Below are 13555 nucleotides of genomic sequence, written 5' to 3'. Positions count from 1 at the left end.
TGAAGTTTATTGACCTAATATACGAATTAATCGATACAAAGATGTATCTAATGGATATTCTGAAACTTCTGCTACATCATAAGAAACAATATGAATGGAGTGACATTGTACACCTATTAAATGATGATATTTGCCCTCTAACAAAGCAAGCACTGCGGATTCACCTAAACGAGCGGCCATCAAGGCATCATAGGCTGATGGAGCTCCTCCCCGTTGCAAATATCCTAATACGGTAACTGATGGTGCATACTCTGTATGGGTCTTAATATACTGTGCCACTTCATAAGCGCTATAAGCGCCTTCAGCCACAATGATAATGCTATTTCGCTTCCCATTTTTTGTCGTTGCCTCAAGAGACTGTTTTACTTCCTCTAAAGTCATGGGCACCTCTGGAGTAAGGACAACCTCTGCACCACAAGCAACACCAGCATAGACTGCAATATGTCCTGCGTGGCGTCCCATAACTTCTACAATGGCCACTCGGTCATGGGCAGTAGATGTATCTCGAATCTTACTAACCCCATCAATAATCGTATTCAGTGCTGTATCAAATCCAATCGTATAATCTGTACCATTCATATCTTTATCAATGGTGCCGGGAATCGTAACCGTTGGTAAGCCTAATTCGGATAACACTCTAGCACCACACATGGATCCGTCCCCTCCGATTACTACTAGAGCGTCGATGCCATGTTTGACTAAATTTTCATACCCTCGCTTTTGATGTTCTATCTCTTTAAAGTCGAGGCAACGAGAAGATTTTAAAATCGTTCCTCCCTTGTTCACAATATTGCCTACACTTCGTCTAGTCAAAGGAACAAAGTCTTCTTCTAAAACGCCCGAAAAGCCTCGCTGTATTCCTACTACATCGAGGCCCTCATAAATTGCACTTCTTGTTACGGAACGAATCACTGCATTCATTCCTGGTGCGTCACCACCACTCGTTAAGATACCTATACGTTTCATATTATTCACCTTGGTGTACTTTTCGCCGTTTAAAATATATACCTTTCGAACGAACTGATGCATCAATACTAGTCACTAACTCATCTGTATGACTATGTGTTGTATCTAGCACATGATCACACTTACGATAGAGGGGCTTCCACCTCCGCATCATCCATGCTACATATCCAGATACATCATCATAATTCATCGTCGGCCGTTTGCCTATCCATCGATTGACTCGATTTACAATCCTAAAATGAGAGGCCCTAATACCGACAATGAAAGAATATTTTTGCATATATCGTAACGTTCTCATGTCAAGAGGAAAGTTTCCACCTACAGAAATCACTGCTTCATGATACATAGCAACCTTCTTAATCACTTCAAACTCTGCGCGTCGAAACGCTTTTTCACCTATTGTTTTAAATATATCAGCAATAGGCATATTATATCGTTTTTCTAATATCCGATCTGTATCAACAAATTGCCAGCCTTTAGCATCTGCTAAATTTCGACCTAAGTGACTTTTTCCACTCCCCATTGATCCAATGAGGATAATATTTCTCCTAATAGTCGTTTTCATCCTATACTATATCTCTTCTTCCATGTAATAGTAATTTTTACTTTATTTTACTATACTCGACTATAGTTTGACAAACATAGAGACCTATTTTTTATGATTTTCACGTATCTTACATTGTAGTTTTGTTACACTTTGTACATGAGTAATTTTTTCTATTTTAAATTGGATAGTAGGATGTATTTTTTCTACTCCAACCATCCACTGAATCATATCTATAGTAGATCCTTGTAGCACTACCTCTATATAGGTATCTTCTTTGTGCGTACTAACTACAATAATAGGTGTATTTCCTATAGTGCTCAATAGTATATGATCCAACCCTTCCACATCTAGTATCTCCTCATCTAACTGTTTTATATATTGATATCCTTCACTTTCTAAAAATGACGTTTCCCCTTCTTGCAATTGCTGTTCTTTTGTCATTACCTCGCTAATACGTGTACATTCTCTTTCATAATAGCTACCCATACCAAGTGCCACACTTACTATCAAAAAGTATAGGCTAGGTATTGTGAGTAGAAGTTTTTTTCGTATTTGTATCCCGTTCCATAGTACCTGTAATCTTAATACGATACATTGAAGACGTGGGTTCCTTTTCCACCATTTCTTCATAATGGAGTGGCCCTCCTAGCCTAGACAAGGATGCGCTAAATTGATGTAAGTCTTCTTTATTAGCACCTCGTGCTTCTAAATACCATTGGTCCATGGTAGACCATTCTACTAGTTGTATATGATGTACATTTGCTGCATCTAATATATGGATTAGTTCTTTCATTGTTCCTTGCGTATATTCATTATCACCTTTTCGATAGGCATCATATACTTGATGTGCTTCTGTTGCATCGATATGATGCGACTGCACTGTTTCATACTCTTGTAACATGTCGTGATATACAATATATTGTTTTCCACAATATACGATAGATAGTACTAAACACATGACAATCATAGTCAAAAATATCCATACTATTCTTTTATATTCTATATACCAGCACATCCATTGAATGTCTGGATCAATAAAGTTGATTGTCTTTTTATTCCACATATAATAATATCCGTTTTGCTAATCCCATAGCCATCTCATGAATCATTGATTCTGAATTATAATCTGTTCCTTTGCCTACCAAATGTACTGCCTCTTGCTCTAAGGCACCATACCTAGTAAATACATCTTCATACATAGCTTCCACATCTCCTTTAAACCCAGTGATAGCAACACCTTTTGGATAAGGAATGCGCCAGTTCTCTCCTTGTTTGATAAGCTTATCACAAGCCTGAAGAATATCTACAACTTCCTCTGTTACTAGTTCGTTAGCTATACAAAACGTATCACTCCACAAAGATACACGAACTCCATCTGTCTCAGGATAGATAAATAGCATAGATTCTTCTCTACCTCTGCTATGTGCCAATGGTTCCGGCCAATATGTAATCACTTTGATATGTCCTTGCCCTCTTTGAATAGCTTTTGCCATCCCTCTCCCATCTTTGTTATTTAATGCTACTATCAACAAAAGCATACCATTCTTTGAAGGTCTAGATGCATAATCTATTGCCACAGGTGCGTCTTCACTATCAAATGCACGAAATCCTTCACGCTTTGCAAAGCTATATTGATCACCGACCTCCATTTGTGGTGTTTCCATACAAATAGCACGCAGAGCTCCTTCATATACACATCCTATCCAGGCGTCCTCTTCTCCATATAAATCAAAGAAATCTTCCGTATCTTGTTCAATGGTTCCCCTTCTATGTTGCGTAATTACATTTTCTATCACAGTCTGCCCATCTACTTTATAGGCTACTATACCTACAATTTCATCTATACCTACTACAATTGCCATAACGCGTTTTTGCTTCATAATACCTCCTCATTCTACTACTTCTTTGATTTGAATCTCTTGCAATATTCCCTCTCTATATACTGCTTGCGCGTAAATATCCTTTTGTATATGTATTCCTGTTGGCATATGTTCACAAACTAATCGAATTCTATACTGCGTATTGTTCTTTTTATAATAGATAACAGTAATTCGTTCATCTTCCTTATCTTCTACGACTAATTTTGGTGATCCACTTCCTGTAATTTCCTTTTGATGTGCTAAAAAATAATCTATTCTCGTTGCTAACAGCATTCCTCTTTCAATACCATATTGGCATTGTACAAACCTGTATTCATCAATCATGCTTTGATATGTAATGCTTACCATACTCTGCCAAGCGGCCCATATACTGATTGTTGCCATCCCTACTAAGATAATCATGTAAGAAATAAATCCCTCTTTATGACTATGCATCATCTCTTTTATATAGTTTTTCCAAATAGGTTGCATATGGCATTACTCCAGTTGTAACAATATACCTATGGTTTCCACCTTCTATAAAATGTACATGCAATCGCTCCCAATAGGGCTGTATTTGAGAATACCACTGCATCGTAATCAATCCGCTTTTTTCTTGTTGAAAGACTATATTATCCAACGGATATACCCATATACTGGCTACCTCAGGACTAATTTCACTTTCTGTAATATCTTGTTTTTGACCATTCGATAGAATCGTCACTAAAGAATATTTATATAGTCCCAGTCTCCAATGATAGGGGGATCTCACCTCTAGCCCATGATTATGTAATGTAGGAACTACAGGACTATAACGAATGCGGTTCATAACTTGTATCCTACTAAATCTAGCATCTAATAGTAATTCATGACGATGATGCAGCATATGTAGAGACTTAATTCCATGACTTATTAGTACTAAAAAGCAAGTGATAATAATGACAAGTAAAACGCTAGCGATGAGACCTTCTACCAATATATACCCTGCATCTGAATTTGTTTTTATTTTCCTATGTATACTTGCAAATTTCATAGTGTAGCACCTATCTATAAGATTACTTTCCTAGCAAGTACGTAGTAAACCGATGTGCTTCTTTTTCGTGTCGATATGCTACCACCGAGAGTATATAGAGTCCATTGCTTCCTTCCTCTATTGTTCTTTGAAAGGTATACATTCCTATGGGCGGTGGGTTTTCTTCTATAGAACTATTGTTAACCCAAGCTGCTTTTCCCTCCTCCATATATAACGTCATAGCTTGCAAGGTTCGATCTTCTTCCATTATATGGCTATATTCTTGAATGCTATGTATCATCAGCATACCTAGGACAGAACAAAATACACTCATCACAAATAATGATACGAGTACATCCATATACAAAAAACCAGAACTAGATGTTGCTTTCAAAACCTTGATTCCTCCCATCGTATACGACCCGATTGTTGTGCAAAAATATAAGTTCGTTTATATCGGATCTTGTCATCTACTAATGTAACTGTATATATTTTGCCAATTCCTCGTGCCATCTCAAAAGTAATTGCTGCTCTACGTCCAGTAAACTCTAAGTGCATAGAGTCTGGCAATGTGTGATACACCAGCCCTTTTGTATCATTCATGTACCGATATGCATGTGGTTCTAAAAGAATACGATTAACTCCTACACCATGCTGTAAATCTCCATATAATGTTGCTAACTGTATCCGCTTCATGTGAGCAAATAATAGCCGTCCCTCTCGATCAAACTCGGTATATTCTTTTCGAGCACTCGTATTAAGTAGTCCAACCATGGCGATAACAATAGATACTATCAGTAAATAAATGAGTATTTCTACTAACATGGAACCTCTACAAGAGTTAACCCTATCTTTCACGGTATCCACCTCATACTAGGATATATAACAAGGATCATAGTAGCGACACTAAAAGAAGGACCAAAGGGAATATAGATATGTTTTGAGGTTGTACACCGTACCATACAGCTATAGATGATACCGATGATTGACGATAGCCCACATAAGATAAGACAATCCAAAGAAGATAACCAGCAACTAATCGCCATAAGCCATTTTATGTCACCCCAACCAACACCACCACGGCTTATCCATCGTAAACACCACCATAATCCACCCATACAAAGTGCTCTCACTATGACTAAACTCATCTCTCCATATCCTATCCATTGGTAGACAAATCCACATATACAGATAAGTATCGCTCCCTCATCAGGGAGAATATAATACAGCTTATCGATGGTAGATCCCCAAAAGAGCGTTATTTCCAACATATGAAGTAATACCAATTGAGTTAAATTAGAGATCCATCCGAGTTCAAAGGCATATACTAGCGCTAATGTTCCTATTGTATGAGGAATAGTGATAATGCAAAACCATCCAATATGTTCTTTTATATAGTTCCAAGAGACAATGAGATAGAGGCTAACAATCCCTAGAAGTTCAGCTACACCTCCAATAACATATTCCATGATTCCCTCTTCCTTCTATTAATTAATTTTCACTATCTGGTGCAGTAACAGCAATATGCTTTCCTTTACCACCTTCATTTTGAACGCTTGTTACGGTATACTCCCCGCCTTTCGGTGTTTTCACATGTTCTGTTAAGTACCCTTCTTTATATAATGTGTCCACTGTTGGAACAGAATCTGTAGATTGTTCCATCATATACAACTGTGCTGCATTAGAGATGGTTGTAACATCTGATTTAATTTTTGCTTCCTTTGCTTTATTAGAAGCATTTAAAAATTGTGGCATTGCTAATGATGCTAAAATCGCAATAATGGCTACAACCACCATTAGCTCAACTAATGTAAAGCCACCTTGTGAACGTTGTTTTTTGTTTAGTATTCGTTGACGAATTCTTTCCATATGTCCTCCTATTGAATCCCTGAAATTGAATTAAACATAGGTAACATCACTGCTACCACGAGTAAAGCGATAATGACGCCCATAATACTGAGCATAATAGGTTCTAGTAATTGTTCTCCTCGTTTCATTGTGCGATTCACGATTCCTTGGTAATACGTATGAATCTGTTCTAGCATACTTTCAATATCCCCAGTTTCTTCACCAATACGTAGCAAATCCCACACTAGTGGAGTTCCTAATTCTACGGTGCGTAATGACTCTGTAAACCCATGACCCTGGCATATTGTATCTTTCACTTGCTTCTGTAATGTGGTTGCCCATAGATTGCCCCAAAGTGATTCTGTCATCATTAGCATTTGTAGAATAGGAATACCACTGGCAATTAATAACTTCCAAAGTTGGCTCATTCGTACTAATGTGAAAGCAATAGCCCATTCTTTTTTTTGTATCCACCTCCACACATATCGATGCACCTTAGTTTTAATACTATCTAAATGGTATATATACCAAACGAGTAGCACCAATACTGTACAACAGCCTACTAACAATAAGCCATTATGCTGAAGCCATCTACCTCCTGAAAATAGCATAGCCGTAAATGGTGGCAGCGCAATATGCATAGTCATAAATACTGACTCAAATTGAGGTAAAATAAACCCTATCGCTACACCAATAAAAACCAACATTAAGATTAGCAAAAATGAAGGATACGTAATAGCCGATATGACTTGCTGCCGTAATCGATATTCTTCTTCATACATACAGTGAATCATCTCCAAGGCTTCTACAATAGTACCTGATGATTCTCCTGCTTCCAGTATAATGACTGCAATAGACGGACACCCATACTTAACAATACTCTTAGATAGAGGCATACCTCTTTTCACATCTTCCCGAATATCTTGATAGGGAATTCCTGTTTGCGTAGTATCCACAAGCATGTCTAATGCCTTTTTCAAGGATATACCCGCTCCTAATAACATGTGTAATCGGTAGGAAAATTGAATCATATGTTTATGTTTCCAATGTCTTTGCTGTTTATTATCAGTTGTACGGTCAATTCGAATCGGCTTGATTCGTTGATACTCTAACGTGAGTAATACTTCTTCTTCTGAATCTCCCCATACTTTTCCTGACACAATTTTTGCTTCTGTGGTAAATCCTTCGTAGGTATACCAACTCATACATCCCCCTAGTTATCCATTTACTTGCAGCACTGCATCCAACATTGGCAACGATCCATAGGTCTTTCTAAGCTCTGCTACTGCTATTTCCAACGTTTTCATAGGTCGTTGTGTTTCTTGTAAGGATACAATCTGTGGTTCTTTCCTTTGTCGAATCAAATTCGCTACAGCTGGTGTATTAATTAAAATATCTCGAACGGGAATAAACCTGTCCTCTATAACAACTAGGCGTTGACATATAACGGCTCGTAATATCTGTGAAAGTTGTGTTCGCACTTCCTCTTGCTGATGAGCAGGAAACATGGATATCATACGGTTAATCGACATAGTTGCGCGCTGTGTATGCAAGGTAGCAAAAACAAGATGCCCTGTTTCAGCCGCATGCAGCGCAGCTTCTAAAGTTTCCTTATCACGTACTTCTCCAATTAAAATCACATCTGGATCTTCTCGCAGTGCGTCCCGTATGCCATCCGCCATATGATGAAAGTGACTATGTAATTCACGCTGATGGATAAGAGACCGCTTGTGTTCTAAGACATATTCAATGGGATCCTCTAAAGTGATAATATGACGGTGCATAGTCTCGTTAATATGCATTAAACAAGATGTCAACGTATAGGATTTACCCGAGCCAGTAGCTCCTGCAATAATTACCAATCCTTCTTTAAAGGATGTAATCTTACGCAATAAATTACCTTCTTCTGATGTATCTAACCCAGCAGTTGGTGGATATAAAATTCGCAAAGTACCTCCCCAACCACATCTCCATCGAAATAGGTGAACGCGAATTCGATACCCTTCAAAGGTCATCGCCCCATCATAAGACATCATAGTATCTATAGGTTCCTCAGTTTGCTCACAGATAAACTCATCAATATCTTCCTCTGTCACCGTATAATCCGTAGCACGTACATCCATACCTAATCTCCAATAAATAGAGCCCTGTTGTATATGGATATCTGTGGCGCCTAATTGAATTGCATGTTCTATCATTAGATTCCATTTCACAATAATACCCCCACTCGACGCACTTCTTCCGTGGTTGTAACCCCTGCAGTGACAGCTTGAGATGCAGCGTCTTCTAAGGTACATACTACATGGTCCTCTATATGGTTCCACTCATGATTGTCCTTAGGGATAGACAATAGTTCAAATAACCCACATCTCCCTCGATACGTTCCATCATGATACGTTCGAACTAAACGTTGAGAAATCGCTCCTATCAGAGTAGCTCGGATGATGTATTCTTCTACACCCATATCCACTAATCGTTCTATCACACCAGTAGCCCTATTGGTATGAATCGTAGACAGCACACGATGCCCTGTCAATGCAGCTTGTACGGCTAATTCTGCTGTTTCACGATCTCGAATTTCTCCTACTACAATCGTATCGGGATCGTGTCTTAAAATAGATTTAAGCCCTTTACTAAACGTCATTCCTATTCCTGGATTGACTCCTATTTGTACTGCTTTCGGTACAATCCTTTCAACTGGGTGCTCTAGAGTAATAACTTGCTCTTCATCTCCATTTAATTCTTGTAAAAGAGCATATAAAGTAGAACTTTTACCAGATCCTGTTGGACCACAGACTAATAATAGACCATGTGGCCTTGCTAATAATTGATACACTTCCTGTCTAACAGCATCAGGCATACCTAGTTCCTCTAGAGAACGGATCTGTTCATCATGCCAAAATAGCCTGCATACTAAACTCTCACCATATACACCAGGTAGCGATGACATCCGTATTGTCCCAGATTTACCATCTTGATTCCATACATACCGCCCATCTTGTGGCAATCGTTTCTCGCTAATATCTAAGGAACTTAATAATTTCAAGCGATTAATGACTTGCTCGCCTTCTGGCATGGGAATAGTATCTATGTGTTGTAATCTGCCATCAATACGAAATCTAACTTGTACACCTGTTTCTAATGTATCAAAATGCATATCACTAGCTCCACTTTCATAGGCCCTTTGAAAAAAATGATCTAGTTCAATTTCCACATGGTACATTCCATCACCTCCTTTACTCGTATAGTTACAATTCTTCTTATGCCATAAATACCCTTGCAAACACTCTTAACAGTCACTATTTCCTGACAATCAGCATTGACTCGTAGTCCATGATATAAGTAAATTTGCTTAACATAATGACAATCTTCGTAATTGAATACAAAGAAAAAAGCAGTCATAAGAATTAATCTTATGACTGCTAATACAGCACTATGTAGTTGTAATTATAGATTGGTATCCACTTATTTTGTATCAGTAAGCACAATGCGATCTGCCTCTGTCAATGTAGGTGGATGTGTATAATTATGGTATAGCATAGCCCCTGTAATGGTCAGTACAATACAGGCAATGCCCCCAACCAACAGAAACTTTTTGCCATCAATATGTCTACGGTAGATACCTATACCTACCAATCCTAAAGCACCAATAAAGAGTATAGCTCCTAAGTATTGAACTAATTTTATATTTTTATCATGGTGGATGAGGAAATCAGCTTGAATTTGAATTTCTTCTCCATCGATAAAGTTATCCAGTAAATTCCATCGTAGCGTCCTATTCTGATTTGAAACATCGGTAGAATTTGTACGAAGCGTAGGTTCTGGCAAGTTTAAAGTATAATTAGATTCTGCTGATTCTAAAATTTTTTTTGCCATAGCTTTTGATTCAAAGTCAGTATTCTTATTATCTTTTTTGTTAGCATCTTCCGGTAAAATCAAATCAAAGCTGTATGTATCATAGAAAAAACCTTTTCTGTATTTTACACCTTTTCCATCTTCCGTTGGATTAAATAACTTAATTCCCGAACCGACCAAAGATTGAATATTAGGATACTCTTTATCAGCTGTAAACCCATTCTCTGTGTTTGTGATTGTAAAGCCACGCTTAGAAAAGTCAGCCCGTTGTTCATCAAATGACTTTCCTTTTTCTCTTACCAATGCAGCAACTGATGGATCCATCCCCATCTCAACATGTTGATGTACAGCTCCATCTTGCCGTATTGTTGTTCCAATCTCTGCAGTAAAACATCCGGATACCAATAATAAACAGGCTCCCAAAGCCATTGTACTCATCGCTTTTATAAGCTTCATACTCATGTCCCCTTATTTAGTCATGTCTCCTTATTATAGTCCACGAGCAGATTTAAATTCATCTAGTTTAGAGTAGAACAAGTCATACATTTTACCACCCTCAGCATAGCGATATTGGTAACCACGTAAACCATCAAACATGGCATTCATGCGTTCTTTTTGAAGATTATTCATGTCTTGAATTGCAGAACGGCTCGTTGGATCAAGTCTATTCATAGTTTCACTATCAATAGTCACTTGTTGTACTTTGCTAGATCGGAAAGATTGTGTTGCCATACCCGATGTAATCGAACCACCATTGATATCGTCCGCCATGGATTTTAAAACGGATTCAAATTCCATTAATCGATTAACAGCAGCTTGTTGTGCTTCTTTAGTCATCTGAGCTTGCAATTTTTGTGCTTCTGCCGCTTTAGCCTTTTCTTTTTCAGCTTCTTTTGCCTTCGTATCTTCAGTTGTCACTTCTGGGGCTTTAGTAACTACTGGTTTACTATCATTCGATGTAAAATACCATCCTACGATACCTAAAATAACAACAGCAAAGGCAATTACAATCCACTTCAAAGTTTTATAAAAATCATCTTTCCCTTGATTTCCATTGGAATAGGCAACCTGTTGTTGCCCCATATGTTGCTGCTGATTCGGTTGTGCAGATACTGGTTGCACACCAACAGGAGCCCCTGCCTGTCCGCCAATTGGCGTTCCGCAATGGCGGCAGAACTTAGTCATCCCTTCAATGCTTTCACCACATTTACTACAAATGTCATTAAATGTACTTCCACAAGAATTACAGAACTTTGAACCCTCTTCATTTGATGTTTGGCAATTAGTACAGACTTTCATAGGTCCCCCTTATTATTTACTAAAAATACTACAAAAAACTATAAAACCACAAGAGTATTATACATACTAGTTATTCAAATACCTAAAATATACTGTCATCAACATAAGTTGCTATATTTCTAAAATGATATATTTCCGCTCCTCGAAGTTGATAGGGATCACTTAACGTAATTAGCACATAGGCATTTTCTTTATTTCCATCATGATTTTGAAAGATAATCCCACCATCATGATATACGCCTCCTAATTCACCTGTTTTATGAGCAATCGATCGATTGGGTAGGGCTTCATTAAATGTCTCTGTATCCGTTTGACCTAATAAATAGGTCAACATCTTTTCTCTAGATGCACCTGACATGTTCTTTCCATCTAACAGATTCATAAACCAAGTTCCTAAATCTTTGGCAGATGTATAGTTTTCTCGCCCTTCTTCGATGGCAGTCAAGTCCATCATATTTCGCTGTAATTTTGTATCTGCATATCCATGCTTAACAATATACGTATTGATATTTTCCATTCCCAGTCGGTGGATTAATATATTCGTGGCTGTATTATCACTTACTGTAATCATTAACTTTGCTAATTCATCTATGGTCAAAGCCGTTCCTACAGAATAGCCAGATAATATTCCCGCTCCACCAACTTGATCTGAACGTTGCAATAAAATTGTCTCGTCTAAGGAAATACGTCCGGCCTCTACTTCTTCAAACAAGTAGCCTAAAATATACACTTTAATCATACTTGCTGCACGCATAGGCTTAGATTGCTTTACCACCGACTCACCATGATAACCAATATATACGGATTCATACGGAGCCAATTGTATTGAGTCACTAATCTGTGATAACTTTTGTCTAGCCTTCTGCTTGTTCTCTACAGCATCTCCATATGTGTGAACATCATTCTGATCAGAAGAAGATATCTCACTTTTGGACATAATATTCTCTTGAGATGTCTGACTAGTTGATGCTACTCCACATCCCACAGAAAGGCATGTCAATGATATGGAGAAAAGAAGTCCCATTGCTAATTTGTAGTTCTTCTTTTTCATAGTCTCTCCTTTTTGTTTATACTACGATGCTGATACAACTAGTATATCTTTTAAATATAATTAAAATTTTGAGTACAATTCGAGCCAAATGAACATCCATTGAACAAATACTACTAATCCCATAGTTGTCATTAAAGAATGTATGACACTTTGTACTGTATATACCACACCTAGTTCCATAGAAATTTCTGGTTCTTCATGTACGCTTGTATATGGAACATAGCGCCCAAATTGATTAAATTCTTTATCATCTTTTGTAGTAGATAATACAAAAATTCTCCAAGTCATTAATACAAATGTTAGAATACTTCCCCAAAGATGGAACTTAGGAATCAATACTAATACTAGAGGCCATAATACCCAAATGCCGTTTTTATTAATATCATGAGCACGGCGCACTAAATTCGTTAGATTGCCAATACCAATGACAATGCTCAAGAATAAAGACAAATATGCTAAAATACCAGGTTCTATGGCTTTACCAAATGATGCAAACCCAAATAGTAAATCACTAAGGTCACGAATCTTTATGCCTTTAACAGTAAGCGCTATTTCAGCATACAATAGTAAGCCACAGACACTAATCACAATAAAATATAAGAGTGATAGTCCTATCATAGTTCTGAAGAACTCTGTTCGACTTGATCGATTCCCTACATCAAATAATCTAGACGTAGCTGCCGTAAATCCTAACTGAAGATATTCTTTTAGTAACCCCACACCTTGTTTCCACACAGATGCAACATCTTGTACACCTCTACCGCCACCAAACACAAAGTCGAGCACTTGTTGCTTATCTACAGCATCTACTTGGTTCTTCATCTCTTGAGTCATCTGATGGATGCTATTAGGTTGTCCCATCTGATCTTGATGTGCTCGTTTTTCAGTTTCCACACTTTCTGGCCCATTTAATCTTGTTCCACAGGAGCCACAAAACACACTATTATCAGGTTGTTTTGCGCCGCAATTCATACAAAACATAGTTTTCTCCTTATTGTAATGACTTATTATAATACTTACCTATAGCATACCATATTTCTAATGCATATAAAATGGGGCTGTAACAAAATGTACTTTTTTACATTTTAGTTACAGCCCTTTTTACATGCAGAAACTAC

At 37.7% G+C, this 13555-nt stretch carries 18 protein-coding genes; all 18 read right to left on the bottom strand.

The genetic code is table 11. From position 1 onward, the window contains the following. Positions 1-6: 6 nt before the first annotated feature. Positions 7-966, bottom strand: a complete 960-nt coding sequence (gene pfkA / locus EO115_RS02940) for a 6-phosphofructokinase (RefSeq protein WP_126937492.1) — start codon at positions 964-966, stop codon at positions 7-9. 1 nt (position 967) lies between these two features. Next, on the bottom strand, positions 968-1531 hold the full coding sequence (locus EO115_RS02935) for a shikimate kinase (protein WP_126937491.1): 564 nt from the start codon (positions 1529-1531) through the stop codon (positions 968-970). An 84-nt stretch (positions 1532-1615) separates the two neighbouring features. Continuing rightward, entirely contained in the window at positions 1616-1954 is a 339-nt protein-coding gene (locus tag EO115_RS02930; RefSeq protein WP_164724037.1) for a hypothetical protein, read from the bottom strand. 79 nt (positions 1955-2033) lie between these two features. Next, complete coding sequence (locus EO115_RS02925) at positions 2034-2576, bottom strand: hypothetical protein (RefSeq protein ID WP_164724036.1); 543 nt, start codon at positions 2574-2576, stop codon at positions 2034-2036. Continuing rightward, complete coding sequence (locus tag EO115_RS02920) at positions 2566-3393, bottom strand: hypothetical protein (RefSeq protein ID WP_126937488.1); 828 nt, start codon at positions 3391-3393, stop codon at positions 2566-2568. Before EO115_RS02920 ends, EO115_RS02925 begins: the two co-directional genes overlap by 11 nt. Before the next feature lie 9 nt (positions 3394-3402). Continuing rightward, a complete protein-coding gene (locus EO115_RS02915) occupies positions 3403-3864 on the bottom strand; it encodes a hypothetical protein (protein WP_126937487.1) in 462 nt (153 codons plus the stop codon). After that, on the bottom strand, positions 3821-4405 hold the full coding sequence (locus EO115_RS02910; RefSeq protein ID WP_126937486.1) for a hypothetical protein: 585 nt from the start codon (positions 4403-4405) through the stop codon (positions 3821-3823). The genes EO115_RS02915 and EO115_RS02910 overlap by 44 nt, the downstream gene beginning before the upstream one ends. Positions 4406-4427: 22 nt before the next feature. Beyond that, positions 4428-4652, bottom strand: coding sequence for a hypothetical protein (locus tag EO115_RS02905; protein WP_126937485.1), 225 nt, complete (start codon positions 4650-4652; stop codon positions 4428-4430). A gap of 122 nt (positions 4653-4774) precedes the next feature. Next, complete coding sequence (locus EO115_RS02900; protein ID WP_126937484.1) at positions 4775-5209, bottom strand: hypothetical protein; 435 nt, start codon at positions 5207-5209, stop codon at positions 4775-4777. Positions 5210-5238: 29 nt separating this feature from the next. Further along, positions 5239-5853, bottom strand: a complete 615-nt coding sequence (locus tag EO115_RS02895; protein ID WP_126937483.1) for a prepilin peptidase — start codon at positions 5851-5853, stop codon at positions 5239-5241. 22 nt (positions 5854-5875) lie between these two features. Next, positions 5876-6253, bottom strand: a complete 378-nt coding sequence (locus tag EO115_RS02890) for a competence type IV pilus major pilin ComGC (RefSeq protein WP_126937482.1) — start codon at positions 6251-6253, stop codon at positions 5876-5878. An 8-nt stretch (positions 6254-6261) separates the two neighbouring features. After that, positions 6262-7437, bottom strand: a complete 1176-nt coding sequence (locus EO115_RS02885) for a type II secretion system F family protein (protein WP_126937481.1) — start codon at positions 7435-7437, stop codon at positions 6262-6264. A gap of 12 nt (positions 7438-7449) precedes the next feature. Next, a complete protein-coding gene (locus EO115_RS02880; RefSeq protein ID WP_240628923.1) occupies positions 7450-8445 on the bottom strand; it encodes a type IV pilus twitching motility protein PilT in 996 nt (331 codons plus the stop codon). Further along, a complete protein-coding gene (locus tag EO115_RS02875) occupies positions 8442-9455 on the bottom strand; it encodes a GspE/PulE family protein (protein WP_126937480.1) in 1014 nt (337 codons plus the stop codon). The genes EO115_RS02880 and EO115_RS02875 overlap by 4 nt, the downstream gene beginning before the upstream one ends. 242 nt (positions 9456-9697) lie before the next feature. Further along, complete coding sequence (locus EO115_RS02870; RefSeq protein WP_164724035.1) at positions 9698-10543, bottom strand: DoxX family protein; 846 nt, start codon at positions 10541-10543, stop codon at positions 9698-9700. 33 nt (positions 10544-10576) lie between these two features. Then, positions 10577-11386, bottom strand: coding sequence for a zinc ribbon domain-containing protein (locus EO115_RS02865; protein ID WP_126937478.1), 810 nt, complete (start codon positions 11384-11386; stop codon positions 10577-10579). 82 nt (positions 11387-11468) lie between these two features. After that, positions 11469-12437, bottom strand: a complete 969-nt coding sequence (locus EO115_RS02860; protein WP_126937477.1) for a serine hydrolase — start codon at positions 12435-12437, stop codon at positions 11469-11471. A gap of 60 nt (positions 12438-12497) precedes the next feature. Beyond that, a complete protein-coding gene (locus EO115_RS02855) occupies positions 12498-13418 on the bottom strand; it encodes a DUF805 domain-containing protein (RefSeq protein WP_126937549.1) in 921 nt (306 codons plus the stop codon). Positions 13419-13555 lie beyond the last annotated feature (137 nt).

Origin of the sequence: Veillonella sp. CHU740 (genome assembly GCF_003992055.1) — a bacterium.
In the GTDB taxonomy this organism is placed as follows: Bacteria; Bacillota; Negativicutes; order Veillonellales; family Veillonellaceae; genus F0422.
Note: the sequence above shows the minus strand (reverse complement) of the source record. Positions and strands in the feature narration are given on the sequence as shown.